The sequence below is a fragment of the Jiella avicenniae genome, assembly GCF_021390325.1.
GTDB classification, from domain to species: Bacteria; Pseudomonadota; Alphaproteobacteria; order Rhizobiales; family Rhizobiaceae; genus Jiella; species Jiella avicenniae.
In genome coordinates, this window is sequence record NZ_JAJUWU010000034.1 from 1 (window position 1) to 25,790 (window position 25,790).

A 25,790-nucleotide genomic window follows, 5' to 3' on the forward strand; every position below is an offset into this window, starting at 1 on the left:
GAGCAAAAGGCCGCTCGCGCGGCCTGGGCTCATGTGACGATCGCTTCAGCTTCGAGCGCGTCGGCGGTGTAGGCCGAGAGCGGTTTGTCGGCTCGGAAATGCAGGTCGCGTTCGACCGCCCATCCAAAGCGGCCGCGGACGCTCGCCAGCTCGGCAAGGCTGACGTAGCCGAGTTCCGGAAAACCCATGCCGAGATCGCAGAGGCCAAAGGCGATGTCGGGCTGACTGGGATCCAGCTCGGTCAGGAGCCAAGTCGCGGCGCCGTCCGGTGTGAACAGCTTGACGACCGGACGGGGGTCGATGGTTTCCCCTTGTGCGGTGAGGCGGCCGTTTTTGAGCATCCGCTCGCGCTGGGTGTTGGTGATGAGGTTCATGAGGGGTTCTCCCGTTGGTTTGTCTTCGCCCCGAAGGGCGCGGGAGAGAGGCGCGGCGGCTTGAAGCCGGATGTCCTGTTCAACACGGATCGGAGCGGGCAGGGCATGGAAAGACGGCTGCCGGCGCGCATCACGCGCTTGATGACGGAAGGGGCGGGGACATCCAACGGACACCACCGCTAAACTCAATCGCCGACGCGGGGCGTGATCGGGCAAAACGAGGCCGCACCGGGCGCAGGAACCACGATCCGTTCCGGACGATCAAACTTCCCACGGACAACGCGTGCGACGAACCAGATGGTCAAAAGTCAGACGTGCCTGTCGATGCGATTTTGGTGGGTTGGACAGGAACGAGAAGGCAGCCGCCCCGAGCCTGCGGCATCATGCCCGCTGCTTTTGTGGGCACCACCGGAACTGCAAACTGGAACACGAACCGCTTTCGTGTAATTTCTGTAACAGAAATCAAAGGAAGCGGCTCGACCATGAACCCGATCAATTCCCGCGGCGGTCGCCGCTCCAATGCTGGCCGCAAACCGGGCCCGGCCACCCGCGTCGTGCGGCTGCCGGTGCCGTTGGCGGATATCGCGCGGCGGATGAACGAACGCGGCTTCAGGGCAGGGGACGTGAACGCGTTTCTGGATGTGGAAGCCCGGACGGCCCAGACCGTGCCGCTGATGAGCACCACGGCCTCCTGTGGCTTCCCATCACCGGCCGACGACTACATGGACGGGCCGCTCGACTTCAACGAGCTGATCGTCACCAATCCGCCGGCGACGTTCGCGGTGCGCGTTGCGGGAGAGAGCATGACCGGGGCCGGGATCTTCCCGGGCGACATTGCGGTGGTCGACCGCTCGCGTGCGCCGGTCAACGGCTGCATCGTGCTCGCCTGCCTCGACGGGGAGTTCACCATCAAGCGCTACCAGCTGCGCGCCGATGGCATCTCTCTTCAGGCTGAAAACCCGGCGTTCCCAAGCCTCGACATCGGGGAAGGGCAGGAGCTGGAAATCTGGGGCGTGGTTTCCCGCTCGATCCGGATGCTGTAGCCCGTGGCACCGCTGTTTGCCCTGGTCGACTGCAACAACTTTTATGCGTCCTGCGAGCGGGTGTTTCAGCCGCCCCTGCGTGGCAAGCCGGTGGTGGTGCTGTCCAACAATGACGGCTGCGTCATCGCCCGCTCGAACGAGGCCAAGGCCCTTGGCATCGAGATGGGCGCGCCCTGGCACCTGCACCGGGAGCAATTCCAGAAGCAGGGCGTGATCGTGCGCTCGAGCAATTACACGCTCTATGGCGACATGAGCGGCCGGGTGATGCGGACCCTCGCCAATTTCACGCCTGAGTTGGAAGTCTACAGCATCGACGAGGCCTTCCTGAACCTCTCAGGCTTTGCCGATCCTATGGCGCACAGTCGGCTGCTGCGGGCCACGGTGCTGCAATGGACGGGCATCCCGGTATCGGTCGGCATTGCGCCCACCAAAACCCTCGCAAAGGTCGCCAACCGCCTCGCCAAGAAGTCGCCGGACAGCGGCGGCGTGATGGCGCTGGTTTCGGAGGTGGATCAGGTCGCGGCGCTGCAGCGGCTCGAACTGACCGACATCTGGGGCGTCGCCAACCGACTGGCTGCGCGCCTGGTGGCCCTCGGCATCCGGACGCCTCTGGCGCTCCGCGATGCGGATCCGAAAATGATCCGGGCCTCATTCGGCGTGGTGATGGAGCGGGTGGTGCTCGAGCTGCGGGGGCAGTCGTGCCTGTCGCTCGAGGAGCATTCTCCGGACAAGAAGACGATCATCGCCTCGCGCTCGTTCGGGCGGCCGGTCACGGACGAAGCCGAGATGCGCGAGGCGGTCGCCACCTACATGAGCCGCGCCGCTGAAAAGATGCGCCGGCAGGGCTTGGTGACGGCGTCGATCGGCGTGTTCGTCAACACCAACCGTTTCCGGGGACAAGACGCGCAATATTACGGCTCGCAGACCGTGCGCCTGGGCATCGCCACGGCGGACACCGCGAAACTGATCAGGGCCGCCCTCTACGGGCTCTCACGGATCTGGCGGCCTAGGTTCAGCTACAAAAAGGCGGGCGTGATCTGCCTCGACCTGCACCAAGCCGCGAAGCTACAGGGGGCGCTGTTTCACCAGGCCGACGATCCCGGCCGCCTCGAGCTGATGCGGCTCATGGATGAGCTGAACCGTCGCTATGGACGCGGGTCGATCGCGTTTGCCGCGGCCGGAGTGAAAAAGGAATGGGCACTCCGGAGCGAGTACCTGTCGGGGCGGTACTCGACGAACGCCGGGGAGCTGCTTCGCGTTTAAACGTCGAACACAGAAATATTCCCGCCGCAAACAGGTGCGGCCACCTCGCTACAACGCAGCAAATCGAGCAATAGTTTTCTAGTTGCATTTCCGTGACAGGCGATCACGAAATTGCGATTTTGAACGTCAATGACATTCAGTGCACCCCCGTGCACTTGATTCATGCGCGATGGCTGGTAATGCCTCTCGACAAAATTCGACTTAAGGCAAACATACGTGTCCAAGAACCGAGGAATGGCCCAATTCCCACGTCTCAGCTTTCTGCGAGGTGAATTGGGATTAGAAGTCGCAGATATCGCGCGGAGGATGTCAGACGGTAAGCCTTCTGTCAGTTCCATTTATCGCCTTGATACAGGGCTTCCGATTCGGCTGATTAGCGTTCGGAAGGTCTTTAATGTCATTAATGATGAATGGAAAAAACGTGGTAACGATGCTTTGAACCCAGATGTTGAAATTGCACTAGAAATGGAAAAGTGATGTATATTTCATCTCTTTCGAATAAGATTCATTTAATTGGTTTGGTCATACATTCGTTTCGTGCGATGTTCGCCAAATCTACAGCTCGGGCAGGACAGCGTTCTGCCTTTGAGGCTGGGCGTGTGTCTTCTCGCGTACGGGAAGATAAGCTGATGAAAAATCGGAACGAATTTTTACCTGAAAACAAGACGGTTGGTGTAAGGTTAACCCAGGAGCAAATTGCACGATGCAATGCGCTCTTAAGTGATCCTTTGACTGTCGCTGAACTAGATCAAGCCTATCAGAAGCGGTTCGTAAGCAATTGGAACCCGGAGTCTAAAAAGTAGATTACTTTTGCCATGCAACTGCATGGCTTTTTGTTTCGGGGTCGTTTTGCACTCGTCACTCATTGTCTATCACGGCACATCTGCCGATCGCTTGTCGTCAATTATTGAAAACGGATTTCAGCCTGGGCGAAGAGATGCCTCTTGGCTTGGCCATGGAATTTATTTCTTCTTTCAAGCACCGGAGCGTGCGCGTCTATGGGGCATCGATTCTGCTCGTCGTCGAGGAGTTTCCAACGCCGTATTGCTTAAATGCACCATTGATTTATCTGATAACATCAACCTCCTTGAGCCCGACTATTGGCCTTTACTTAAGAACGCCTATAACCACGTTCCAACTCATCTTCATCAAATTGGAATTGAAGGGCTCTTTGAAACCGATCCGGGGACTCCAGAGAGAATTGGATGGAATTATAGAGACTGCGCTGCGGTAAATGCGCTGACAGAGACGATCGAGCGACTTGGGATTGCCGTTGGAAGCATTATGGCTGCTTTTATTGAAGGCTTACCTGCATCAGAGAGTTCTTGGCTATTTGATCAATCATCGCTGATGATATGTGTCAAACGTCCAGGCGTTTTGACAGTCTTAGACCATGAGATAATTGGCCAAATTTGATACATTAACTGCGACGCGGCTTACCAATGTTAGATGAGTGCCACTTGTGTCGTTCTTGGGACAATCGGTGTCTCTACCTAGCCGAATAGCCCCCCAGGCTGGCCCGTTTGAACGCCCTCGCCCGCAATGCTTTCGAGAAACTGCTCTGGCAGGACACGTTCCCATGCACTGAGCGAAGCGTTGACCAATGCGAGAAACTGGTCTTCGTCCCCCCCCTCAATGCGGCGCCACGCACTTGGCATATACCGAACCATGATCGACAGAGCGTACAGAATTACCGCAGCGATCACGCGGTAATCTCTAAGCCCACCGACTGTTGGAAGAAGCAGCGTAGTCCGGTTTTTGAATGGAGATGTGTGGGTGGGCAACACGTTCCACCAGAGATCGAAACCCGTATGGTCGACGCGGGCTCGAAATACGCGGCCTTTATACTTTGATTCCTGAGATTCTTCGCGGGAAATTTCTGCAAGTGGCCATCCTCCTTGTTCTAGGTCATTTTTTGTCAACGTCTTTGAATAGTCAATAAAGTGGGCATACGTACTGCTTGTAGGCTGATTGGGCTGGTCGAATCCGAAGCGATGGTTGTCCGCTGACGAATAGACTGGGATCACCCACCGCGATCCTCCCTCGAAAACTTCTGCATAGAGATCTTCTATTTCTGGTATTGAAGCAAACAGTTTCTCCAGAGACACGCACATTCCCGCTGGTTGCTTCTCGACATCGCTCAATGCCTTTGGCTTACGACGTGGATAGTCTGTGATGTCGTAGCCAAGCGTCGTGATCCAGTTTGGCAGGAAACCCGTTGCGAGAACGCCAACCTGCAGATCACCAAAGCCGCGATTGATGCCGGAAACCGTATAAAGGCCGTGTCCCTGTTTAGTCATTCCCTCAACCTCATCAAGGTCGACCACACCATTGGGCAAAGCTAACATTTCCGCAGATGCGAATGCAATTGTACCATAATATAGTCCAAGAATCCTCTTGTTCAATTTACTAGACGGCAATCCGTCGAAGTAGTCCAGGCCGTTACGCATAGCGAATGCAACCCCGGCCGCCTTCGATTTTACCTGATCTTCTCTGAGGAATATTCCCGCCTCTTCAGCCCTACGGATAACCAACCGTTGTGCGAGTTTCGGGCTGGTGAACTGAATGAGCCGCGTAACGACTGCTTGAAGAGGATTTTCATCGGTAATCCGGCGTGTCTTTTTTGGTTTGCTCGGGAAAATCTTAGGTGTTCGATCGGGATCTATTTCCTTGTTGAGGCTAACGAGAAAGGGAAAAAAGTCCTCAACTGATTCGACTGGCACATCAATGCCATGTGCAAAGCTGTCGAGCATATACGCTGAACCACTGTGGAAGATGCGCTCACATGATGATGCTAAAATCCTATAATGAGAGTTTTCTGTCGCCGAGCTATACAAAAGTCCGATACGAACTTTGCGATGCGCTTTTACCGCTTCAATTTCTATTGAAGAATGATAATCGTGTTCAAGAATTATATTCGCGCTCCATCCATGCGAGCGGAACGGTTTGAGAAACCTTTGCTCTGCATCTTGTTTTAGAAGTTTGATGCGCGGGTTTTGCGTTTCCATCACTTCGAACTCTGTAGAAGTTGCCAATAGGGTTAAATCAGAAATTAAAGCTCAAACAGGTAGATCTCAAATTTGCACTCGCTCCACCTCGTCGAGCGTCACCTCGTCACTTCGCCTATCATAGAGCTGTGTCGTCCGCGTGCTGGCATGGTTTGCCATCGCCGCCGCGCGTTCCAACGTTCCGCCATTCTTGAGATAGGCGGTGATGCCGGTAGCCCGGAAGGTGTGGTTGCCGATTTTCGTGCCGATCCCGGCCGCCACCGCACGCCGCTGGATCATCGCATAGGCGTTGGCCTGGGGCAGCGGCGTGGTCGTCAGCTCTCGCGTGCCCCGGCCGATCGTCCGGAACAACGGCCCCTTGCGATCCTCGGCGATGCCGCAGCCCTCAAGATAGGCGTGCAGGTAGGCCTCAAGATTGTGGTGGCAGGGCATTTCATGACGCTTGCCGCCTTTTTCGTTGAGCCGCACCCATAGGCGGCGGTTCTGCACATAGACGTCCTCAACCTTCATGCCGAGCGCCGCGCCGACGCGGGCGAAAGAATAGACCATCAACCCGATCAGAGCCCGGTCACGGAGCCCGACCGAGGTGGAGACGTCGATAGCGTCAAGAAGCTGCCGCGCCTCGTCCGGATCGAGCACCGGGGTCTTGCCGCGGCGGACGCTATGCGACGGCCCGCGCACTGAGGCGGCGGGATTTATCGATACGACCTGGCCGACCACCAGCCAGTCGAACAGCATGCGGATGGCAGCAAGCCGCTGCTTGGCGGTAGGCGCCGAGCGTTCGCCCGTCAGCTCCTCGATGTAGGCGGCGACGTGCAACGGCTGCACGGCAACGATCGACGCCACGCCATGCGCCTCGCACCAGGCAAGGAATTCGCCGATGGCGCGGCCGTAGGCGCGGCGCGTGTTCGGGTTGCGGATCTGTGCGGTGAAGAATTCCAGAAAGCGGATGGAGGCACGCTCGCCGGCGGCCGAGACCACGGACGGCAACATGCTCAGCTGAACCGGAACTAGTTCCCCCATCACATCTGCTCAAAATCTGGAGGAAGGATACGGGCGAGATCGCCCTTAATGTCGATGTCGTAGAGCGCGGAGAGGCTTGCGAGCTGGATCCCTACGAACGCACGAAGCTCACCCAAAGCAGTAAAAAACGCTTCTGGACTCGTCCCATACCGCAGGCCCCACCTCCACTCTTCGCGTTCGAAAGACGGATCGCGCCGCTGCCGGAAAATGTCATCAAACGATGGATATGGCTCATCAAGAAAGCGGCGGCACGCTGCCCCGATCGCCTTTACATGATCGCTGCCAGGCGACGCTTCACCGAGCTCACCGATCGTTGCCACGCATTGCCTACGGATTTGCTGGATTGAGTCCTTGACGTGATCCTCGACCTCAGCCGGGAACGGGTTGAACAACGCCCGACGATCTTCGAGGAAGCCAAGAAACTTCCGGACGGCATCGCGATCGGACGCCGGTGGGTTCCACTGAACTCCCCCGCCGACTATTGGAATTGAAAATCCTGTAATCCGCCTCAGCATTTCCTTCGCTTTGACGATCATGCTTCCTTCCTCCATCTTCTCACGCCCGCACGGATGCAGGGCGCCACACGTATAAGATAAAGGACATTATCATATATATCATTTGCCCCACGCGCTTTGTTTTTTGAAATCGGATGGAACTTTTTTACTGTTCGGTCAACCGCTCAGCTATAGCTTCGGGAATTTTTATACCAACGTTAAATGTTGGCACGTCACCGCATTCATCACCCTCAAGCCGAACCGCAGTTCCATTGCGCAAATGAATGCCGATAATAAACAATTCCTTTTCTCCGCTCCTCACAATCCTCAGGCCTACTATAGGCGCTCCGCTCATGCCACTAAATGTCGGAGCTCGATGATATAGGCATTCATCGTTTGTATTCGTGTTACCGTGTATTTTCTTTACTTCCTCCAGCCTCCAAATCTTTGATGCGTTAACGCGCGAAAATCTGATATAATTCAACCAGTTTTCTTTTTTTCTGTTATCGTCAACATACCACGCCGCAATACTGAACGCCACTATCGCTATCGCCTGATTGTCTAGGAATACTCTCCGGATATCGCTACTATTGAACACCGCATCGTGTTTTTTATCATCACTTGTTTTCCATATTACGTAGTCAGTAAGATCACTAGAAGAATACACGTCGCCAATCTGGCCGATACGCTCCATAAAGCGGATATTATCATGTGGATTATCCATGAAAACTGCGTAACTATTCACAAATCCCAAATCGGATTCCGTTTCGCAATGCCGCGCTGTGACTACGATAGTCTGACGTATTCTGAAAACGCTACAATACGGCGTGTCTTCAAATCTTGTGTTATCGGATGCCAGAAAAATAACGCCCAGTCGTGGGCGAAGGAAATTTTTTGTATCTTCGGCGAGATTATCCCAATCTTTCAGGCATTTTTCGTCATATTTGATGTATTTTTCTCGGTGGTAAGAAAAATGACCTTCGATTGTTGGTGGCGGTTTATTCTCTCCGTCGGAATTTTTTTCAACTGGATTTCCATTCTCATCGATAGGCAACGCCTCAAAAGCGCTACTACACTCTGGATGAGATGCACCAGTCGAGACAACATTCTGATCTGCGTGTGCAATCGACCCAGCACACAGCGATAATAAAACACAGTACGTTTGTAATAATAATAATGGCGCTCCACGCATTTTTCTAACATCCTCCAGGCGTTGAGCGCCCATCTTTTGGTGTCTCGTATATAATTCCGCCCTGCGGCTTGAATTGATCATTACAATTTACCGGACCGCCTCCGCCTTTAGGAGGTAGCGGAGCGGAAATTCCGGCCTCCATTTGACTGGGACCTGGGTGATAGGGAGGAGAGGGGGTCATAGGGCCAGACGGCATCTGATTTATCATTGGTCCTCCCCGCATCATGTTAGGTGGCGGTCCAAAATATGGTGGAGGTGATTGGTAGCTAGGCCCCGCCACTATCGGCGAATTGTATGATGGCCCACCGCTTACTCCATATACTCCGTAAGGCTGATTGTACGTCGGAAAATCATAGGTTTGGCAACCACTACAGATCACCATCACGCATACAGAGACATAGGATACGACGCGCACTTTTTGCTCCTGCCTAAGCGTTCAGCCCATTTTTGACTCATTTACGCGGCGTCATCAATAGCGTAAGTTGTGAAACGCTTTGGATTAGGTGATGGAAAATTCGCAATGACGATGAACACCATAGACCGGCGCACAATCCTCGCGTTGATAGCATCCTGCTTCTTGACCAGATATGCGAGCGCTCAGAGCATCATTGATACCGTCGATCCAATCGCAACCAGTGTAAGCTTTGGAGACGACCTTAAGAAACTTTTGGCTGATGAAGCCCTTGTCGATGGAATGAAAAAATATCGTGAAGCTGAGTTCTTCCCAAGTGGGTCTGGCTTCGAAACCGCGCCAATATCTATCTCTCCCTCGTCCTTAGCGGTGTCGCAGCGCGCCGTTGAGTTGATAATCGCGTCGGAAGTTTCTGGTCGCGAACAGTACGAGCGCCGTTATCAGAGCCCTATATGGCCAGAAGCTCAATCTGGCATCACGTTTGGTATTGGATACGATATTGGGTATGCGTCAAAGAAGCGATTTTATGATGACTGGAAGTTATACATGGGTGACGACACGATCGATGTGCTATATAGTGCTTGTGGTATAACTGGACAGTCAGCAAAAGAGCTTATGAAGCTACACAAGGCGGAATACTCACAAGTCATAATACCGTGGTATATCGCGCATACTCAATTCCTCGATCGTGTTCTCCCTAGATATGTTGGATGGGCCGAGAAGTCCCTGCCAAATTTTTCGGAACTAAGCGAAGACAGCCGTGGAGCGCTAGTTTCATTGGTATACAATCGAGGCGCTTCGTTTAACATTCCAGAAAATAGGGATCCAAGAGGGCGATATCGTGAGATGAGAAAAATAAGATCGTTGATGTCGTTGCGAAATTATGCAGATATTCCAGCTCAGATCACAAAAATGAAGAGACTTTGGGATTATAATAAGCTCCCAGGTTTACACATTCGAAGGGATGCCGAGGCAAAATTGTTTACGCTCGGATTGCTTTAAAAGCCTCATCGAAGACTCGCACATCGTAACGCTGGAATGTCCACTTAAGCTTCTTGACTAACAAATGACATGACGGTTTTGACCGGCCTACGGCCCATGTTCCGGTAGCCGAGGTGCGGGCGTTCGGTGTTGTGGTGGACGAGCCAGGCATCGAGATCGGCCTGCAGGGCCTCGACGGTGTCGTAGAAGGTCTCGCGCATTGTGACGCGGAAGAACTCGTCGAGGATGGTGCCGTTAAAGCGCTCGACGAAGCCGTTGGTTTTTGGGGTGCGGACCTTCGTTCGCCTGTCCTCCACGTCGTTGAGGTCGAGATGACGATAGAAGGGTAGCACCTCATCATGGAGCACGGCCACTGCCGCCTCGGGCTGTCTGAGACGTGTGAGTCAAGCGGAAGGCATAGGAGCCGCAGTATCGACGACGACGTGCAGGTCGACCTTGCCGATACTCTTGAGATTACCGAGCCAAGGCCGACAGGAGTTCGCCGGGCGCCGAACTCTCAACGTGATGCACTCGAAAGCAGGAGTTCAACTTTTCGATGCACCCCCCTTGAACCGCACGAGGAGCAACGTCCCTTAGATTCCAACACGTCGCTTATAATTCGCATGTTGTGAGCTTTTGGAAATGGTTCTGACGCCCCCCCGCGTTCGCTTTTGGTAAAAATCGATTTCCCCTAGATGCATGAAATTGGACTATGATCGACCACCTAGCTGGATCGTGGGGGATACCGATGCCAGATCAGAATTACGCTGACGTGCTTACGCTGAGAAACCTGCAAATCACGCAGGGCTTCCCCACTTTCCTCGAAAAGATCCTTGGCTCCGTTCTAGAGAAGGAAAGCGAGAAGAGTGAAGTAGGGCCATGCCTTACAAACCTAGCTGGCCGTCCACGGGGCCCACGCTCATTGTTCAAAAGATGTGGCCAAGCCCGTCACTACGACGCGTTTGTAGCCGGCACCACAACCCTAAACCACCGAGCAATCGGGATTGTTTGCGACACGATCGTCAGCCCCGCACTCGGAACCACAGTGGCTAACGAGCTAAGATCGGCTCATCGAGCATATTTTCGTGTTAACGACGCTCTGAACACGAAAAATATCCCCTATCGAGCCCCCCGTTCGCTCTCTCGAGACACTGTCGAAAGCACCCTTCATGCGGAACTAGGCGGGCGTGATGAGCTCATAAAGCTTACGACTGACCCGAAAGCGTTTTATGATGGGGTCATTGTAAAAATTCAAGGACTTGCTGCCAGCAATCACCAATCGCGGGGAATAAAACTGGCAGATTCCGTAGTCCGAGTTTTATTTGACGAGAGAATTCAACGGTTAGATCATTTAGATGATTACGCTTTCTCTGCCATTGTGAGTTCTACCGCGCGGATTGGTGGTTGGACGGCACAGCATGTCGGCCAGATGGACTGGTTCTCGAAGTTTTTAGCGATCACGGAGTCTCAAAGCAAGACTGGCGATAGAACGGCTATTTTTTGTTACTACATGCTAAAATCATTGTCCCAGACACTTAGTATTTACCAGACCGGCCGCCCCGTTGATAGCCGGAATTATGCATCTGATGCAATCGAGGCTATTCTTTCGCTTCCACCTGGCGCCCTCGGATATACGCAAGAATATGATGCGCCGATATTTATGAACGCTGCTGGCATGCTCATGCTCACAAATCAGGGTTTGTCGTCACGTCCCAGAAAGAACCACGATGGAACTGCGCTCGACTACATCGATCATGCCATACGCTTAGATGAGGCTGCATATGGAGCTCTGGATCCCAGTAATCGCGTCTCGATGATGGCACATAAGGCGCGCGGATATGCGGCGGATGGAGCGATCCAAAAAGCTTATGACGTCCTAGACGAAACGACGGCTTCATTCCAGAAGCTGCACGTCTCTCATCGATCGCGATATTCAGAGCTGAATTTGAGCATGGCAACAGCTTATGTGAAAGCCGTGTCAGGAGACAAGACAGCAAACGATGAACTGATAAAAGCTCAAAATTGCGCAATCGCTCTGGGTGACACGACGCGTCTCAAGTTCATATTGTCTGGACTGGGCTTGAACTGACGAAGGGGGCGATTGCCCCCTTCCTGCTCACGCGCGAGGGCGGCCAAGAAATTCATCGTTGATCCGCTCAATGCGTCTCTGACGCAACTCATGTTCGAGCCTGCGAGGACCCGTCACTTGAGATGGTGAAATCCGCCCTCTTATGGCAATCTGAACTTTCTGAAAAAGCTCGTCCGAGCACATTTTGCGTGTTCGTCTCCCAGATGTCTTCGTGCTGGTATCTGGAGGAATGAAATTGGGTCCATCAAAGAACCCGCTTCGCTCGAAATATTGCGATAAATCGCGTTGATCTAGCATTTTCTCTATTCGAAAAGCTCGATGAACCAATTTATATCCGTCACGATTATAAGCAACTCGACGATCAAAGATCGACGTATCAATGTCAAACATGATGTTCCATGCTCCTTGATGTTTCTATGTTTTCTCATCATGGAACAAAATGAGAACACTGCAATATATTCAGGTTAAATATTTTTTCAAAAACTGGGTAGTGGTTTTTACCAAAAGGCGTCCTGGTAAATATACCTATCCGAATATCAAGTTATCCAGCAGATTTGGGTCGTCGCGATTGGTCGACTTCTAGATAGGATGATCCAATGTACGCAAGAGATACGCATGCTCCGCGCCTCACTGAAGAACAGAGCAAGGCTCTGTTGAAAACGGTGAACTACACCTTCGATCCAAGTGGCGACCGGTCGCGCCGAATTTTTGGGCGCGTGATCGGTTGGGCAAAGGACAAGAGGGGTTTCGGTGCGGTCGTCGGCTTCCCCAACTACCATCGGTCGTTTTTCATCATCGATCCGGTGACGATGCGCCCGCGGTCTGTTGGTGCGCCCCCACTCAAAAACGGTCATTGAGCTAGAAATGACCGCTTTGCTGAATGCGACGTTCCGCATCATGATGCTGCTGATCCAGGTTCAGCTCAAAATCATCATGGCGCTCATGCAAATCCTGGGCGTCATGCTGGGGAGCCTCTTCGGCAGATCAGTGGGACACCGGCATCACGGCCAAGCGTATCGGAAGCATCCGAACGCCCGGGAAAAGCGGCGGCGCCACCGGCGCCTTCGGTCCCTAAAGGCTTATGCCTACTACAAGAAGACGCGCTCCTATGCGTCGTACCGGCGCTGACCAAGGATTTCTCGAACTTCCAAGGCAGCCAGCGCCTTCGCTTCCCGGACGATCGGATCGTCCGGGAAGCGCTCCATCGCCTCGTCGAGTGCCGCACACAGGCCGCCCGGTTCCATCGGCCGTGACGACGGGATCAGCATCGCAATGAGGTTGCGACACACGGCGAAGGTGGTGGAAAGCAGTCGGATCATAATACAACGTTAGGACGATTTGACGATGCCAGCAACGATTTCTGGTGCCGATCCGCGTGAACTTGCGCCGATCGACGACGCTCTCGCCCAGGCAAGAGCCGGACTGCATGTCCTCGAGGCCAAGATTCCGCGGCTGCTCAGAACGGCTTTTGGCAACGGGCCTTTGGCTGAACAACGGTTGGCGCAAATGAGCCGGCGCCACGGCACCGAAACCATCGTGGCAGCTCTCGAGGATCGCCACCCACTGGTCCAGCGTGTCCATATCGGGTTCTTGCGCGGCAGCTTGTTTGCGCCTGGCGACCGCCAGGCGGCACGTGCCGCAATCAGCGATCTGACTGCTACCATCCGGGATCGCGCCAAACTGAAGAACAAGATTGCCGATCTGGAGAAGGCGCGCCACGCCATCCTCGAGCGTGCTAACCAGAAGCGCATCAAGGATCTCTCTCCTGAACGGCAGCGCGATCGGGAGATCAAGCGCAAGCGCTGAGCTGCAGCGCTGCCGAATTCTGCCCGCCACTCCGGCAACCGCCTTGACCGTTTCCATGCTCGCCCGAAGGATCGCGCAAAAATGGAAGTTCTTTTTTTGTTCTCAAAACTCGCCGACCTGGCTTTCCGTGCGCTGCTGCTGCTCCTTATGGCGCTCGGCCATGCTGTGCTTGCCATGGGACGGCTTGTCTGGCGGCGGCGCTCGATCTCCCACGGCTCGGCTCGTTGGGCGCTCTGGCGCGAAGTCTGGTGGGGTAAAGCCTGGGGTGGCCGGACAGGGTTGATTGTCGGGAAGTACTGGGGGCGGTTTCTGCGCTTCAAAAACGACGGCTACGCCCTCGTTTTTGCCAAAACCCGCTCGGGAAAAGGTGCCGGCATTGTCGTACCGAACCTCCTGACCTGGCCCGGCTCGGTGATCTGCACCGATCCCAAGTCTGAAAACCTCGCGATCACCGGTCGCGCCCGCGCCGATCGCGGCGAGGTCTTCAGCCTGAATGTCATTGAGCCGGAGCTGTCGGACGGGTTCAACCCGCTGGATTTCGTACGGATCGGAACCGTGCATGAAGCTGACGACGCGGCCGAGCTCGCCCACCTGCTCGTCACGCCCGATCCCACCGGCAAGCATTGGGACAGCCGCGCCGGCAACCTTCTCAAGGCGCTGATCCTCTACGTCTGCCACCGCTATGCGGACACGCCGGAGCTGAGGAACCTGGCCAAGGTTCGCAGCCTGGTCGCCCTTGGCTGGGATGGTCTGCAGGGTGTGCTCGAGGAAGCGAGCCAGATGGGCCCGCCGTCCTTGCGTGAGACCGCCCGCGGCTTTGCGGGCTCCGGTGGCACCGACGAGGCGCGCTCGATCCTGAGCAATGCCGACAAGGCGACGGATCTGTGGTCGGCCGATCGTCCTGCCGGCATGGTCAGCATGACCTCGAGCTTCGATTTTCGCGACTTCAACCGCAGAACCATGAGCTGCTTCATCTGCGTCGACGAGGAAAAGCTCGGCGTCTATGCGGGCTTTATGCGCATGATGATGGGCTGCGCCTTGATCGCCATGACCCGCGCCAAGGCCGAACCAGCGCCAAAGGTGCCGACGCTGCTGATGATCGACGAGGCCGCGGCCCTCGGCCGTCTCGAGCCGCTGGAAACCGGCGTCGGCTATCTCGCCGCCTATGCGCGCATGGTCATGGTGTTTCAGGATGTCGACCAGCTCGAGCGCACCTATCCCAAGGCCAGCTCGATCATGGCCAATGCCTCCTGCAAGGTGGTGTTCGGCATCAACGATCTAAACTCGGCGCGCGTCCTCGCCGATACCATCGGCCAGACCACGACTTACAGCCGCTCGGCGGGGCGGTCGCAGCGCGGCGCGATCGGCCACGATCAGCGCAATGAAGGTGAGGCCGAATCCGGCCGCCACCTGATCGACGCGTCCGAAATCATGCGCCTCAAGCCGCGCCAGTGCATCGTCTTCCTGAGTGACGCCGTGCGGCGTCCGATCCTGGCGCGCAAGATCCGCTATTGGAAGGTGCTGCGCTGGCGCGGCAAATGGGATCGCTGGCGCACCGGCAGCGTCGTTGAGCTGCCCCGCGACCATGACGCCACCCCGCCTTTCTCAGAACCCCTCGAAAACGCCGCCTGAGCCGCTTTGACCGCGTCCGCGGCCGTGCCCCCGATGATGCCCGAGCAAGCCGCCTGGCGGCAGCCACAACAGCTGGAGTGAGCGATGCCGCTGCTGATGAAGGCCACGAATATGCAAGAGACCCGCAAGGATCCCCTCGACCTCGCCCAAGAGCGCCCGTGCCAACTGAGCACGTCGGCGAGCGCGGTCGCGCGCCATGATCCATTCGCGCCGGCGCGCTTCGAATTCGGCAGCGGACAATCCCTTGCTCCGGAAAAGCCCCTTCGACGGCGGCGGAAGCTCACGCATCTGCGCCTCGGCCTCACGGGCTTGCCCCAACGCGCGCAACTCAGTCATGCGGAGGCGGGCGGCCTGACGCTCCCGGTGTTCGGCCCGGGCAAAGCTGCGCGCCTGGTTACGCGCCACCAGCTCGGCATTCCACGTCGCCCGGCTACCCTGGTCGATCTGCGGATAGCGGATCAACCGTTTGGCGTGCGATGGGCCGTCCGGCCCTTTGACCCGGATCACGCCGTGGAGCGGTACTCCCTTCTCCCGTGCCTCTCGCCGCGGCTGCTGCCGCAGGCCAGTCTCACGGGGGCGGCTTTCCAGCTCATGCTGCCGGCGCACCGCGGCCCGTGCTCGAGGGCCGATATGAATCTCGGGGGCACGGTCGAGCTTGGCCGCTTCCGCCCGATCGCCGCGCTCCTGCGCGGCCTGGCGCTGCGCCTCGAGGCTCCGGTGATCCACCCGCACCCGATGCCCGGCCCGTTCCAAAGCACGGTTCTGGGTTTCGGCCCAGGCGGCACGCCAGGCAACCAGCTGAGCGTCGGCGTTCCATTCGCGGGTTTTGGTGCGGTTGAACCCACTGCGGCCGATCTTGCGCATGGAGAGCATCACATGCGCATGGAAATTCCGCGGATCGTCGCCGTTCTCGGCGACCGGTTCGTGGATGGCGAAGTCGGCCACCATGCCTTTGGCGACGAACTCACGTCCGACATAGTCGCGCACCAGCGCAAGCCGCTCCTCGGCCGTCAGCTCATGCGGCAGGGCCATATTGATTTCACGGGCAAGCTGCGCGTCCCGGCGCTTCTCGAAAGCCTCGACCGCGTTCCACAGGGCTTCGCGATCCTGCGCCCATTCCGGCGCGCCTTCTGGCGTCAGAATCTCGGCATGGGCCACGCCCTTCCGCCGCGAAAAATCGAACACGTTGCCGGTTCTGCTATCCGTCAATCGCCCGCCCGATCGGTACGCCGCACAGGCGACCGACGAGCGCCCGGCGCTGCGTTTGATCACCTGGAACGACTGATGAAAGCTGGCCACGCCAAGGCTCCTTGCGGGGGACTGTTGGCCCCGGGCGTGGCCGGGGCGCACCTATGTTGCGCAACAATGTATAAGTGCGCCATTCCATATGCAACGGCTCCGCCCTCTCAATCTGTGGCCTCTCAGCCAGACCCTGCAAAGCCTCAACCAAACGGAGCCAGCCATGTCCTCTGATGTCGACGCCTCGAAAATCATCGCCAATGTCCTGCTGCTGATCGGGTTCATCCTCGGCGGCGCTCTCATCATCGATCGCGTAAGCGGCATGTTCGGGGTCGAACCTTTTGCCTTCTGCAACACGCTGCGCCCGATCGCCCTTTTGGCGCACACCCTGGGGACCGTCCTTTGCTGCGTCGGTGTCCTCGGTTGGGTTGTGTCGCAATTCCAGAACGCCAATCTCGCTGCCATGGCGCTGGGCGGCCTGATCGTTGGCGTCATTCCCGGCGTCATGGCACACTATCTCGGCGCACAGAGCTGCATGATCTTCCCGGCAGAACGATCCGCGCCGAGGGCCTCCCCGATCGCGACGCACGAGCTGATGGTGCCTGTTCCGACGCCGCGGCCGCGCGCCGCACTGTAATTGTCGCCGACAACGCCGGCAGGGGGCTTCGCCCCCTGCACCCCCTTCCCCACTCCGACCAACGCGGCCAAAGGCAAACGCCCGAGCTGCGTCACCCCCGGGGGCCTTATTGCCGGCCCCCAGACCCCCGCTAGGATATTTCCACAAGGAATGAGCGAAGTTGTATACACAACACCGAACCGCTTTTTTTAAAGCCAATCCGGCGGTGACGCCGGCACTGCGTGTGAGAAGGATTCTCGGCCGCGGAAAGCCGTGCTAGAATCCGCACACGGTACAGCCGGGGACGGCGATGACCGTCAAGGAATGAGGCCACTCCTTCATTGGAGTGGCTTCGTCGCTTATGCGGCCCGCTGGAGCGTTTTCGGCCTTCGAATACCCAACGCCTCGTGCTGCAGCTGAAAACACGCTGTGGCGCCTTTCTGGTCGTTTTGCTGGCGTTGTGGGAGCCGCACCTTCGGCTTCCCAGCTCTCTTTAAATCCAAAATCAAATTTGAAAAAAATCAGCCGTCAGGCGTTTTTATATGTTTTTCTAGTTTTTATAATAGTTTTATATAGTTTTAGCCAAAAATTCCTCAATGCGGGCAAAGGGTTATACCCCCTTCGCGGCAGTGATGTACGGTCATCCGGCAGTGATGTACGGTTCTGACAGAATGATGTACGGCGTTGACAGAATGATGTACGGCATTTTGGGGAGTGATGTACGGTCTTTGACAAAAATGGCCGAGTTATCCCCAGGCACCCCTCCCCCGCTCATTTTGTCAGAAGCAGCCGGAACGATGTACGGCATTTTGTCAAAGGCGTGCAGCGCGAATCGTGGCACGATTTTTGTCAAAACCGGCAGGAGTGATGTACGGCGTTTTGTCAGAGAAAGGTGGACAGCCCGCACCAGGGGCCGTTTTTGTCAAAACACCCCGGAATGATGTACGGCATTTCGTCAGGCGGGTAGAGCCGTCTGGGTGACGTCGGCCATCTTGCGCTTCTGCATGTGCAGGATCTTGCCGTTGGTGCCGGGACGGATCTCCAGATCGTAGTCTGGAAGGGGATCCGCTTTGCAATCTTCCACCAGCTGCTCGAGGGTCTTCCGAAATTTGGTCGCGGATAGCGACGAACCGCTGCGGGTGTGGACATCGTCGATGCGATAGAACGCTTCTCCATCTCCGGCGGTGCGACGCGCCAGGCGATAGAGGTATTTGCCCAGTGGTCGCGCGATCAGGAAGTACGCGGGATTGAGCGTTAGGATCGACGGACGACCATCTGGTGAAACCACACCGTCATAGACCCAGGTCGGGATTTCGATCTCAACCTGGTCGATGCGATCCTGCTGGGTGCGGGAAACGACGCGGAAGCGGCCAATGAGCGGAAATGACTCGGTTTCGCGGCGCTTACCTTCATTCAGATTGGTGATCTTCACGCGGGTCGCCTGCAGGCGATCGAGCGCCTTTTCCAGCTCGAGGTACTGTTTGCCACCGAGGCTGCGCCGACAGAACTTCAGTAATTCCGTGGCAGATGGCCGATATACCCGTGCGGGCACGTTTGGACGCAGCCCCTTCTTGTAGGCGATTGTGTAGTCTCGCACCTCAGCTGCCAGGTGCGACACCATGTTGATGAAGATGTCGTAGTCGTATGCGGTCGCCAAACCGACATCAGCGCCGCCCTCGATGGTGACGATGCTGTCCTTCAATTCGTAGCGCAGAACGCGATCTTTGACCGTTTTGGACAGGGAAAATGGCGCGATGTCCATAAGATTGAGGTCATCCTTGACCGGCGCATCGTGCACGGCCGGGACGAAAAACATCAGCTGATCGTCGTCGAGTGGCGCAGGACGGCTCACCGGCCGGGGCGAACTCGGCGTCTCGTGGGTGATGATCCTTTTGACTTCGCCCAGGTGGATGGATTCGGCGAGCGAACTGAAGCTCTGTCGTAGACCGTCATCCTTGACGCTGTTGAGCCGCAGATCGGCGAAGCTGCGCCGGGAGTAGAACCGACGCAGTCGGCTCAAGGCGTCTTTGTCCAACGGGACGTAGGGTTCGCCGCGCACCGCTTGGATCTCTTTGACGACGTTCTGGAGATAGGCGTTCTTCTCGTGCAGAGAGAGCGCTGCAAAGGCGCTGCGGTCGAGAAGATTTAGTTTGTGCCGACTCATGGTTTCACCATGCACTGCATTTCCACGGCGCTAAAGCGGATTGCCTACACGCACGGCAAAAAAAGCGCACCGGCCACGCTATCAGCTGCGGCACAACGCATGCCGTTTACCGCATACAGCAAACAGCATGCCGTAAAACTCACTTCAGTTCCTGCTCTTTCAGCGACGGCTGACCGTATTTGGACAGCATGAGGTCGACGCCTTCCTGAAGCAGGTCATTGACGCGCTTGTCCTGATCCAGCGCCATCTGCTTGATGAGCTTGAGGGCCTGACGCGACATATAGACCGTGGCTTTCTCCTGCGTGGGCCTTGGCTTTGGTGTCGATGCGAGGGCAACGACATTATCGGTTTCGGTGGGACGCTCGTCCGACTGCGATCGACCGGCGAGCTGTTCTTCAAGCGACACGCGCTTTTTGGTGGCCATCGGCGGCTCCTTCCATCTTGTTCATGACCCATTGCAACAGGTTGCGAATTTCTCGGGCGGCTTTGCCCTGGGGATCGCGTTCGGTGACCCCCTGCCCTAGCGCCAGCGCGTCGATGTGATCGGCACGCGTAGCCAGAGATGCCGTCGAAACGACGCCGCCGAGCTGCAGGACGCGGTATGCGTCGCTCGTTCGGATCGAGCGCCCTGGCGGGCATTGGTTGAGGACAAAGGCAAACGGCTTGCCGAGCTTGGTAAGGCTCGCGGTGGTGGGCCTGGTGGCCTCGATGTCGGCAATGCTCGGACGCGCCGGGATTAGGCACAGGTCTGCAGCTTGCATGGCGGACACGGTGGCGGGCGTGTTGACGCCGGCGGTGTCGAGCACGACCAGGTCGTGCCCCTGTTTCTCGAGAGTCGCCAGAGCGGCTTGGAGCTGGTTGGCGTCGATCGTCGCGACTTGCGGCGTTTCCGCCTCCCGCCGCTCGAACCAGTTTTTAGCTGTGCCCTGTGGATCGAGGTCGATCACATAGACGCGGAGACCCTTTTCCTGAGCGGCGACGGCCAGAGAGACGGCCAGGCTGCTTTTGCCGGTGCCGCCCTTTTGGGTCACGAGTGCAATGGTTTTCATCGGCGCAATCCTCCTACGGCACACGTTAAACAGCAAGCGGTTAACGGTTTGCGGTACACGGTTTGCATTTCGCCGTGTGCTTTACACGGCACACATTTTGCAGCGTGCATCTCGCGGTTTGCGGTATACGGCATGCCGTTTGCGGCGTGATATGTGGTCGGCCTCACACGGCTTTGCCTGAGTATATCAGTCTGCCTGAGCGCGCTCTCTGCATTATACGGGATGCGGCAAACCGTATACTGTAAACGGTATGCATTATCGAGGAGCCGGATTAGCTGACAAGCCCGTCAGATCTCGCTTGGGTCCAATGTTATAAAATAGTATTAAATCACATGAAGGAGATAACCCATGGCAAGCGTAACGATTGGGGAGCACTACGAGAGAATGCTCCAGAGCATGGTGGACAGCGGGCGCTATTCGACGGCGAGCGAAGTGATCCGCGAAGGGCTGCGCCTGGTCGAAGAGCGAGAACAATTCCGCCAGGCCAAACTGGCAGCTCTTCGTCAGCTGATCGCGGAAGGGGAGGAGAGCGGCGACGCGGAATTGCTGGATATGGCGGAGATCAAGGCGGCTGCCCGCCGCAAACGCAATACGTCGTGAAACCGCAACGCCGTATTCACGGCGATACGGCGCGACAACAATATATCACGTCGCCCAGATCGGCAGTGTACGCCAGTTTTCCGGGAATCCCGCGTTCCTCAAGCTTATGCCAGGCGCGTTGGGAAACGTCTCGAAGATCTTGAGGAAACGTTCGCCCCAAGTCGAGTTCGGATTGATCTGGATCTGGAAGTATCGCGTGATGGCGGCGGCTCCGTAAAAGCGCTCCAAGGCGCTTCCTTGTCCTGCTAGATGATCGAGGAGGGGAATGTTTGTTCCCTTGGGATCAATGGGCTGGGCGACCATGGCACGATTCCACAAGCGGCCATGATGAGCGCAGATATTGCGCACGAAACTAAGCGTCCACACCCAAGATCGCAGGGTGTCGCGGGTAATGCCGTAGCGCGCGGCGATCGTATCCTGATCCTGAACCCGCATGCCGGACACGAAGTGCGAGAGCGTGCCAAATTCCCAGAGTTCGACGGCGATCCATATGGGCATGGGATCGCTGTATTTGCGCCGATAATGGACGGCAAAATCGTCCTTCGCATTCAGCTCGCGTTGGTCGGCACGGCTGTTGAAGTCGTCGAGCTTGGAAGGCTTGCCCGCCCGCGGCTTTGAAAACTGGCCGTGGAGAAATTTGGCTTCGCGATGCGCCCACGGCGATCGCTTACCTAGCAGCAGGGCTATATCGGCGCGGAGGGCGATCTCAATGCGCTCGAGAGCGTCGAGCATGACCAGGCGAAGCTTCTTATCAAAAACGTATAGGTCGACGACGTGGGAGAACTGAGCGCCTGGGCGGAATGTGTCGCATATTTCGACGCGGCGGGTGCCGGATGCATCATGGACAATGCGGCTTTCCCGCATGGGGTGCCAGTAACCACTCAAACGGTAGTAGCCAATTTTACTAAGATGACCCTCGGCTTTCGCAAGATCATCTATGAAAAGGCCGCGCCCTTGCAATTTATTAATTTGCTGCGCGACGCTTAAATATGGCTTTTGATAAGGTTTCACAACGAGTGATATAAAAGAAAGCCGGCCCGTACACAACCAATGTTTCAGGTTATGCAGAGGGGCCGACCATGTTGAATTCTACATGGGCCAAATTGGCGATTCTGTCAAGTTCTTTATGCCGGCACGCGGCATCTAACGCCGGCGTGCTCAGCTTTCCCGCACCGTCGTGTCCGGACTCGCTTTGCCGTGCTTGGTTGTCACATACCGGCCCGAGATTGCGCTGCGATAGTGCGCCCCCGAGCTGCCACTCTTGCCGGCAGCCTCTTTCACTGTTGTGTTCGGGCTCGCCTTCCCATGCTTCGCTGTCACATAGCGCCCCGAAATGGCGCTCCGATAGCTTCCGCCACTTTTACCCTTTGCCATGACCTTTCTCCATATTGGGTTCCTCGCATAATTTAACACAATATGTAGTAATTTGCCCCGATGGGTATGACATTTGGGTGATCAGACAAAACACTGGGAGGAATGCGCCACGAACTCCATCATTCCAGAAGAGGAGGGGGCTTGAATTCCCTCGGAGCCGCCGTCGCCCGGCCTGAGTTGCACGGGCGGAGAGCCGAGGGGGCAAGCCCTTTACCGGAGGCGGCCGTCAGGCCGGGGCTTGCGGCCTTGGCGGCCCGTGCGACGATCATCCGCAGATGGTTGCTCTTCTTGAGGGAATTCCCTTGGTGAGCCGGAGCATCTTTCTTCCTTCGCGTCCCGCCGCCCTTATCTGGTTGCTCAATCCAGGAGCAAAAGACCGCTTAAGTGGTGTACACCAAGGGCCTATGGCTTCTTCGCGAACTCCGCGCGGATCTGCGCGCGCTTTTCTTCGGGCGTCAGGCCCTGCTTGTCGGCCGTCGTGAACCAGGCAGCCATACGGGGCGACAGTTTCATGCCCTCAACGGCGCTGATTTTCTCGGCACGCGCGCGCGTCAACGCTGTACCGCTAACAAGGATTTTCTCGGAGGAGGGCGATTTCGCTTTCATGGCCTGATCTTATCACAGGCGCCTCAAACGCAGCAAAGAAATGCTGACAGTTGAATATTGCCAGTCCGCCAAACCGCGCACCATGCGGCAAACCGTAAACCGTATGCCGTACGCATCGCGCCACTCATAGAGCGCTCCTGTAGGGAGGGGACTCCCTTGGTGAGCCGAGACCCCAATCACCCCATCTGTTTCAGATTTAGGTTTGTATCTGCCGTGATAGCTCTCTCACGAGAATTTCGGGATCAGTTGGTTTGGAAAAAACCGGGACGGCCGGAAATTCTTGTTCCATCTCCCAAGGCCGCACCGTGCCTGTATTGACGACGACGGGACGCCCCAGCTGAACAAGATGCTCGAGCACGGGGGTAATGTCGCCATCAAGAAGGTTTACGTCCAAAATAGCGGCCGTTACCGCTTCTTTCCCAAGATGGTCCATAGCCTCCTCGACGGTCGAGAATGGACCAACGACCGCCCCTCCGGCATCCTGAATTGCAAACGCGATGTCTTGAGCGATGAACATTTCGTCTTCCGCGACCAGAACAATTTGCTCGGCGAGCTTCTTGGTGGATTTCGTCATGATGTTTGTTCAAGCCTGCAAACGAGATAAGGGAAGACAGAACTCAACAACCAGCCCTTCCGGTCGCCAATGCAGGTCTAACGTACCGCGCAACTGGCTTCGTATGCTCATATCGATGAGGGTCGAGCCAAAACCGGAGACGGATTGTTCGTGTTCGACCTGGGGACCGCCGCTTTCCGCCCAGGTCATGTAGACGACATCCGCACGAGTCGACCAACGCACGACGAGACGCCCTTCAGGAACCGAGAGCGCGCCGTATTTGGCGGCGTTCGTCGCCAGTTCATGGAGGACCATCGCTAAGCTAGTCGATCCGTTGGCTCCGAGAGAGAGAGCTGGACCTTCGATGGTGATCTGATCGTTTTCATGTGTAAGGTGCGGCTCGATCAAGGATGCGACCAAGTTCTGAAGCGAAACGTCGGGTTGACCAATGTCTTCTTGCGTTACCGCCGGGCGGATCAGTTCATGAGCTCGCGCCAAGGCATGAACGCGTCCCCGCAACGCCTTGGCCATCTCGGCAGGGGTGCGGGTATGGCGCGATGTCATGCTGATCATGCCGGAGACGACGGCGAAGAGGTTCTTGACGCGGTGGTTCAACTCGCGAACGAGAAGCTGACGCGTTTCGACGACCTGCCGCTCAGTCGTGACGTCGCGGAAAAATACGGTGAGATCGTCTCCGCTTGGGAAAGCCCGCGCTTCATAGCGTTGGCCTGTCTTTTCCAGGAAAAGCTCTGCGGTTTCGATCGCATCATTTTCTGTCGCATCATGAAATGCATGCCAGAGTGGATTGCCCTTCCAGCCTGGAAAGGCTTTCCAAACCGTCTGGCCAGCAAGATCGCGACTACCTGCGAAAGCTTTGACGAACGCCTTATTCGCGTAAGTGATCGTCCAGTCATTCTTGAGAAACAGAACGGGATCGCTGGTTGCTTCCAAGACTTGCAGCAGCTGGGTTCGCGCCTCTTGGGCCGACGTCTCGGCTTGCTTGCGGTCGGTCACGTCAACGAAGGTCGCAACCGCTGTTTTCTGATCGTTTCCTACGCGCTGCGAGCTGACTTCCAGCTCGATGAGACTCCCGTCGCCCCGCCGGTAAAGCATAGGCTCATTGACGACGGTTTCGCCCTCTACCACAGTCCGGACAAGTGGGTATTCGGCCGCCCTGTAGCGTGCGCCAGTAAGATGTTGAGCGCCCAATCCCCGATAGTCCTGCGCCTTCTCGGCCGAGACCTCCTCGTTCACGAGGACGAGACCTTTTTTGTTGGTCATCACGATTGCAGCGGACGGAACCTCCGCGATGACGATGCCGATCGGCAGCTGGTCCAGGACGTCTCGAAAGAAGGTCTTTTCCCGCTCCATGTTCGCGAGGCTTTCGCGTAGCGCGATTTCACTCTCCACGAGCTGCGCAACGGCGCTCAGATTGGCCAGGTCGTCGTCAGTCCATTCGCGCGGTTCGGGCATGATCGCGCATAAGGAGCCGAGGATTTCGCCGCCATGCGCCCGCACCGGCACGCCGAGATAGGCGATGACGTTCAGATCGCGGATGGCAAGGTTGTCTTTGACCCGCTGATCCGTTCGGGCGTCGATTACGCGCAATGGCTCGTTCTGTCTGACGACATGCTGGCAAAACGAATGCGAGAGCGGGGTTTCTCGTGCTTCTGCGACAGGGTCGGCCAAGCCCGTCTGCGCCTTGAAGAACTGTCGCTCGGTGTCGACCAGCGACAATAAGCTGACGGGGGCTTTCAGTATGCGGCTGGCGAGACGGACGGCGCGATCGAAGACTTCTTCAACGGCCGAATCCATCAAACCCGATCGTTCCAGAGCTTGCAGGCGATCTTGATCGTTCAGCGCCGTATCCGGCGGCGAAATGATCGCCACCTGCGGCGCGGCGGAGAAGCTTTCACTCATGCTGACTATCTTTACGGCTAAGTCGCTGATCTAATAAGTGAATTGCTTTAGATCATTGAACGAGACGAAATGCCAGACAAAGCGCATCGAAATCCACGACGTGCGCTCCGATGCATGGGCGCCATTCCATAATGGCGGTGACGGAATGACGCAGTCACTACGGCGTTTCATGGCTGCGTTTGAAACAGACAAGATTCTGTTGCAAAATCTGCGGCGGCTCTCATGGAGCAAAAGGCCGCTCGCGCGGCCTGGGCTCATGTGACGATCGCTTCAGCTTCGAGCGCGTCGGCGGTGTAGGCCGAGAGCGGTTTGTCGGCTCGGAAATGCAGGTCGCGTTCGACCGCCCATCCAA

The 25,790-nt window shown here is 56.6% G+C and carries 29 protein-coding genes and 1 pseudogene; 13 read left to right on the plus strand and 17 right to left on the minus strand.

Features of this window, described 5'->3' with window-relative positions:
• Positions 1-29: 29 nt before the first annotated feature.
• Entirely contained in the window at positions 30-374 is a 345-nt protein-coding gene (locus LZD57_RS23280; RefSeq protein WP_233721985.1) for a DUF2958 domain-containing protein, read from the minus strand.
• Positions 375-856: 482 nt separating this feature from the next.
• On the opposite strand from LZD57_RS23280, the gene LZD57_RS23285 reads away from it, so the two are divergent.
• From LZD57_RS23285 to LZD57_RS23305, 5 genes are all read left to right on the plus strand, one after another.
• A complete protein-coding gene (locus LZD57_RS23285) occupies positions 857-1,417 on the plus strand; it encodes a LexA family protein (RefSeq protein WP_233721986.1) in 561 nt (186 codons plus the stop codon).
• 3 nt (positions 1,418-1,420) lie between these two features.
• Complete coding sequence (locus LZD57_RS23290; RefSeq protein ID WP_233721987.1) at positions 1,421-2,680, plus strand: Y-family DNA polymerase; 1,260 nt, start codon at positions 1,421-1,423, stop codon at positions 2,678-2,680.
• A 234-nt stretch (positions 2,681-2,914) separates the two neighbouring features.
• Complete coding sequence (locus LZD57_RS23295; RefSeq protein ID WP_233721988.1) at positions 2,915-3,157, plus strand: hypothetical protein; 243 nt, start codon at positions 2,915-2,917, stop codon at positions 3,155-3,157.
• On the plus strand, positions 3,157-3,483 hold the full coding sequence (locus tag LZD57_RS23300; protein ID WP_233721989.1) for a hypothetical protein: 327 nt from the start codon (positions 3,157-3,159) through the stop codon (positions 3,481-3,483). Before LZD57_RS23295 ends, LZD57_RS23300 begins: the two co-directional genes overlap by 1 nt.
• Positions 3,484-3,505: 22 nt before the next feature.
• Positions 3,506-4,096: a hypothetical protein gene (locus LZD57_RS23305; protein WP_233721990.1), complete on the plus strand. Its 591-nt coding sequence runs from the start codon at positions 3,506-3,508 to the stop codon at positions 4,094-4,096.
• Positions 4,097-4,173: 77 nt separating this feature from the next.
• Here LZD57_RS23305 and LZD57_RS23310 read toward each other — a convergent pair whose 3' ends face one another.
• The 4 genes from LZD57_RS23310 to LZD57_RS23325 form a co-directional block, all read right to left on the minus strand.
• Entirely contained in the window at positions 4,174-5,688 is a 1,515-nt protein-coding gene (locus LZD57_RS23310; protein ID WP_233721991.1) for a YaaC family protein, read from the minus strand.
• 66 nt (positions 5,689-5,754) lie between these two features.
• Entirely contained in the window at positions 5,755-6,681 is a 927-nt protein-coding gene (locus LZD57_RS23315) for a tyrosine-type recombinase/integrase (RefSeq protein WP_233721992.1), read from the minus strand.
• A 29-nt stretch (positions 6,682-6,710) separates the two neighbouring features.
• Positions 6,711-7,247: a DUF6650 family protein gene (locus tag LZD57_RS23320; RefSeq protein WP_233721993.1), complete on the minus strand. Its 537-nt coding sequence runs from the start codon at positions 7,245-7,247 to the stop codon at positions 6,711-6,713.
• Positions 7,248-7,371: 124 nt separating this feature from the next.
• Positions 7,372-8,430 (minus strand): hypothetical protein, encoded by a 1,059-nt coding sequence (locus LZD57_RS23325; RefSeq protein WP_233721994.1) that lies wholly within the window; start codon positions 8,428-8,430, stop codon positions 7,372-7,374.
• A 487-nt stretch (positions 8,431-8,917) separates the two neighbouring features.
• Between LZD57_RS23325 and LZD57_RS23330 the strand changes: the two genes are divergently transcribed.
• On the plus strand, positions 8,918-9,811 hold the full coding sequence (locus LZD57_RS23330; RefSeq protein ID WP_233721995.1) for a lysozyme family protein: 894 nt from the start codon (positions 8,918-8,920) through the stop codon (positions 9,809-9,811).
• 44 nt (positions 9,812-9,855) lie between these two features.
• Here the strand turns inward: LZD57_RS23330 and LZD57_RS23335 are convergent.
• Positions 9,856-10,366: pseudogene (locus tag LZD57_RS23335) on the minus strand (integrase core domain-containing protein); the annotation flags it as partial.
• A 172-nt stretch (positions 10,367-10,538) separates the two neighbouring features.
• Between LZD57_RS23335 and LZD57_RS23340 the strand changes: the two are divergent.
• Positions 10,539-11,879, plus strand: coding sequence for a hypothetical protein (locus LZD57_RS23340; RefSeq protein WP_233721996.1), 1,341 nt, complete (start codon positions 10,539-10,541; stop codon positions 11,877-11,879).
• Positions 11,880-11,906: 27 nt separating this feature from the next.
• Here LZD57_RS23340 and LZD57_RS23345 read toward each other — a convergent pair whose 3' ends face one another.
• Positions 11,907-12,269, minus strand: a complete 363-nt coding sequence (locus LZD57_RS23345; protein WP_233721997.1) for a hypothetical protein — start codon at positions 12,267-12,269, stop codon at positions 11,907-11,909.
• Positions 12,270-12,475: 206 nt separating this feature from the next.
• Between LZD57_RS23345 and LZD57_RS23350 the strand changes: the two genes are divergently transcribed.
• Both LZD57_RS23350 and LZD57_RS23355 read left to right on the plus strand, forming a co-directional pair.
• A complete protein-coding gene (locus LZD57_RS23350; protein WP_233721998.1) occupies positions 12,476-12,736 on the plus strand; it encodes a hypothetical protein in 261 nt (86 codons plus the stop codon).
• Between the two features lie 7 nt (positions 12,737-12,743).
• Positions 12,744-13,007, plus strand: coding sequence for a hypothetical protein (locus LZD57_RS23355; protein WP_233721999.1), 264 nt, complete (start codon positions 12,744-12,746; stop codon positions 13,005-13,007).
• Here LZD57_RS23355 and LZD57_RS23360 read toward each other — a convergent pair.
• Complete coding sequence (locus LZD57_RS23360) at positions 12,986-13,198, minus strand: hypothetical protein (protein ID WP_233722000.1); 213 nt, start codon at positions 13,196-13,198, stop codon at positions 12,986-12,988. The two genes, LZD57_RS23355 and LZD57_RS23360, sit on opposite strands and share 22 nt — an antisense overlap.
• A 25-nt stretch (positions 13,199-13,223) precedes the next feature.
• Here LZD57_RS23360 and LZD57_RS23365 point away from each other — a divergent pair, with 25 nt between their 5' ends.
• On the plus strand, positions 13,224-13,685 hold the full coding sequence (locus LZD57_RS23365; RefSeq protein WP_233722001.1) for a hypothetical protein: 462 nt from the start codon (positions 13,224-13,226) through the stop codon (positions 13,683-13,685).
• An 81-nt stretch (positions 13,686-13,766) separates the two neighbouring features.
• Positions 13,767-15,317, plus strand: a complete 1,551-nt coding sequence (locus tag LZD57_RS23370; protein ID WP_233722002.1) for a type IV secretory system conjugative DNA transfer family protein — start codon at positions 13,767-13,769, stop codon at positions 15,315-15,317.
• Here the strand turns inward: LZD57_RS23370 and mobQ are convergent.
• Entirely contained in the window at positions 15,291-16,616 is a 1,326-nt protein-coding gene (gene mobQ / locus LZD57_RS23375; RefSeq protein ID WP_233722003.1) for a MobQ family relaxase, read from the minus strand. The two genes, LZD57_RS23370 and mobQ, sit on opposite strands and share 27 nt — an antisense overlap.
• 163 nt (positions 16,617-16,779) lie before the next feature.
• Here mobQ and LZD57_RS23380 point away from each other — a divergent pair, with 163 nt between their 5' ends.
• On the plus strand, positions 16,780-17,193 hold the full coding sequence (locus LZD57_RS23380; protein WP_233722004.1) for a hypothetical protein: 414 nt from the start codon (positions 16,780-16,782) through the stop codon (positions 17,191-17,193).
• A 934-nt stretch (positions 17,194-18,127) separates the two neighbouring features.
• Here the strand turns inward: LZD57_RS23380 and LZD57_RS23385 are convergent.
• From LZD57_RS23385 to LZD57_RS23395, 3 genes are all read right to left on the minus strand, one after another.
• Positions 18,128-19,351 carry a replication initiator protein A gene (locus LZD57_RS23385; RefSeq protein WP_420844854.1) on the minus strand — a complete coding sequence of 408 codons (1,224 nt, stop codon included), beginning with the start codon at positions 19,349-19,351 and terminating at the stop codon, positions 18,128-18,130.
• A 124-nt stretch (positions 19,352-19,475) separates the two neighbouring features.
• Positions 19,476-19,760, minus strand: coding sequence for a ribbon-helix-helix domain-containing protein (locus LZD57_RS23390; RefSeq protein ID WP_233722005.1), 285 nt, complete (start codon positions 19,758-19,760; stop codon positions 19,476-19,478).
• A complete protein-coding gene (locus LZD57_RS23395) occupies positions 19,732-20,385 on the minus strand; it encodes a ParA family protein (RefSeq protein WP_233722006.1) in 654 nt (217 codons plus the stop codon). Before LZD57_RS23395 ends, LZD57_RS23390 begins: the two co-directional genes overlap by 29 nt.
• 348 nt (positions 20,386-20,733) lie before the next feature.
• On the opposite strand from LZD57_RS23395, the gene LZD57_RS23400 reads away from it, so the two are divergent.
• Positions 20,734-20,985 (plus strand): type II toxin-antitoxin system ParD family antitoxin, encoded by a 252-nt coding sequence (locus LZD57_RS23400; protein ID WP_233722007.1) that lies wholly within the window; start codon positions 20,734-20,736, stop codon positions 20,983-20,985.
• Between the two features lie 45 nt (positions 20,986-21,030).
• On the opposite strand, the gene LZD57_RS23405 is transcribed toward LZD57_RS23400, so the two are convergent.
• The 5 genes from LZD57_RS23405 to LZD57_RS24275 all read right to left on the minus strand — a co-directional run.
• Positions 21,031-21,996: an Abi family protein gene (locus LZD57_RS23405; RefSeq protein ID WP_233722008.1), complete on the minus strand. Its 966-nt coding sequence runs from the start codon at positions 21,994-21,996 to the stop codon at positions 21,031-21,033.
• Between the two features lie 765 nt (positions 21,997-22,761).
• Positions 22,762-22,965 carry a hypothetical protein gene (locus LZD57_RS23410; RefSeq protein ID WP_233722009.1) on the minus strand — a complete coding sequence of 68 codons (204 nt, stop codon included), beginning with the start codon at positions 22,963-22,965 and terminating at the stop codon, positions 22,762-22,764.
• Positions 22,966-23,161: 196 nt separating this feature from the next.
• A complete protein-coding gene (locus LZD57_RS23415) occupies positions 23,162-23,539 on the minus strand; it encodes a response regulator (protein WP_233722010.1) in 378 nt (125 codons plus the stop codon).
• A gap of 9 nt (positions 23,540-23,548) precedes the next feature.
• A complete protein-coding gene (locus LZD57_RS23420) occupies positions 23,549-25,438 on the minus strand; it encodes an HWE histidine kinase domain-containing protein (RefSeq protein WP_233722011.1) in 1,890 nt (629 codons plus the stop codon).
• Positions 25,439-25,692: 254 nt separating this feature from the next.
• Positions 25,693-25,790: DUF2958 domain-containing protein (locus LZD57_RS24275; RefSeq protein ID WP_420844855.1), on the minus strand; the 98-nt coding region annotated here is incomplete at its 5' end.

Excerpts from the sequence above, each read along its gene's own strand:
- LZD57_RS23395 (WP_233722006.1), bottom strand. The coding sequence starts at position 20,385 with ATGAAAACCATTGCACTCGTGACCCAAAAGGGCGGCACCGGCAAAAGC.
- LZD57_RS23285 (WP_233721986.1), top strand. The coding sequence starts at position 857 with ATGAACCCGATCAATTCCCGCGGCGGTCGCCGCTCCAATGCTGGCCGC.
- LZD57_RS23305 (WP_233721990.1), top strand. The coding sequence starts at position 3,506 with ATGGCTTTTTGTTTCGGGGTCGTTTTGCACTCGTCACTCATTGTCTAT.
- LZD57_RS23300 (WP_233721989.1), top strand. The coding sequence starts at position 3,157 with ATGTATATTTCATCTCTTTCGAATAAGATTCATTTAATTGGTTTGGTC.
- LZD57_RS23365 (WP_233722001.1), top strand. The coding sequence starts at position 13,224 with ATGCCAGCAACGATTTCTGGTGCCGATCCGCGTGAACTTGCGCCGATC.
- LZD57_RS23345 (WP_233721997.1), bottom strand. The coding sequence starts at position 12,269 with ATGTTTGACATTGATACGTCGATCTTTGATCGTCGAGTTGCTTATAAT.
- LZD57_RS23340 (WP_233721996.1), top strand. The coding sequence starts at position 10,539 with ATGCCAGATCAGAATTACGCTGACGTGCTTACGCTGAGAAACCTGCAA.
- LZD57_RS23420 (WP_233722011.1), bottom strand. The coding sequence starts at position 25,438 with ATGAGTGAAAGCTTCTCCGCCGCGCCGCAGGTGGCGATCATTTCGCCG.
- LZD57_RS23280 (WP_233721985.1), bottom strand. The coding sequence starts at position 374 with ATGAACCTCATCACCAACACCCAGCGCGAGCGGATGCTCAAAAACGGC.
- LZD57_RS23410 (WP_233722009.1), bottom strand. The coding sequence starts at position 22,965 with ATGAAAGCGAAATCGCCCTCCTCCGAGAAAATCCTTGTTAGCGGTACA.
- LZD57_RS23325 (WP_233721994.1), bottom strand. The coding sequence starts at position 8,430 with ATGGGCGCTCAACGCCTGGAGGATGTTAGAAAAATGCGTGGAGCGCCA.
- LZD57_RS23310 (WP_233721991.1), bottom strand. The coding sequence starts at position 5,688 with ATGGAAACGCAAAACCCGCGCATCAAACTTCTAAAACAAGATGCAGAG.
- LZD57_RS23355 (WP_233721999.1), top strand. The coding sequence starts at position 12,744 with ATGACCGCTTTGCTGAATGCGACGTTCCGCATCATGATGCTGCTGATC.
- LZD57_RS23370 (WP_233722002.1), top strand. The coding sequence starts at position 13,767 with ATGGAAGTTCTTTTTTTGTTCTCAAAACTCGCCGACCTGGCTTTCCGT.
- LZD57_RS23400 (WP_233722007.1), top strand. The coding sequence starts at position 20,734 with ATGGCAAGCGTAACGATTGGGGAGCACTACGAGAGAATGCTCCAGAGC.
- LZD57_RS23350 (WP_233721998.1), top strand. The coding sequence starts at position 12,476 with ATGTACGCAAGAGATACGCATGCTCCGCGCCTCACTGAAGAACAGAGC.
- LZD57_RS23320 (WP_233721993.1), bottom strand. The coding sequence starts at position 7,247 with ATGATCGTCAAAGCGAAGGAAATGCTGAGGCGGATTACAGGATTTTCA.
- LZD57_RS23415 (WP_233722010.1), bottom strand. The coding sequence starts at position 23,539 with ATGACGAAATCCACCAAGAAGCTCGCCGAGCAAATTGTTCTGGTCGCG.
- LZD57_RS23330 (WP_233721995.1), top strand. The coding sequence starts at position 8,918 with ATGACGATGAACACCATAGACCGGCGCACAATCCTCGCGTTGATAGCA.
- LZD57_RS23315 (WP_233721992.1), bottom strand. The coding sequence starts at position 6,681 with ATGTTGCCGTCCGTGGTCTCGGCCGCCGGCGAGCGTGCCTCCATCCGC.
- LZD57_RS23390 (WP_233722005.1), bottom strand. The coding sequence starts at position 19,760 with ATGGCCACCAAAAAGCGCGTGTCGCTTGAAGAACAGCTCGCCGGTCGA.
- LZD57_RS23360 (WP_233722000.1), bottom strand. The coding sequence starts at position 13,198 with ATGATCCGACTGCTTTCCACCACCTTCGCCGTGTGTCGCAACCTCATT.
- LZD57_RS23380 (WP_233722004.1), top strand. The coding sequence starts at position 16,780 with ATGTCCTCTGATGTCGACGCCTCGAAAATCATCGCCAATGTCCTGCTG.
- LZD57_RS23295 (WP_233721988.1), top strand. The coding sequence starts at position 2,915 with ATGGCCCAATTCCCACGTCTCAGCTTTCTGCGAGGTGAATTGGGATTA.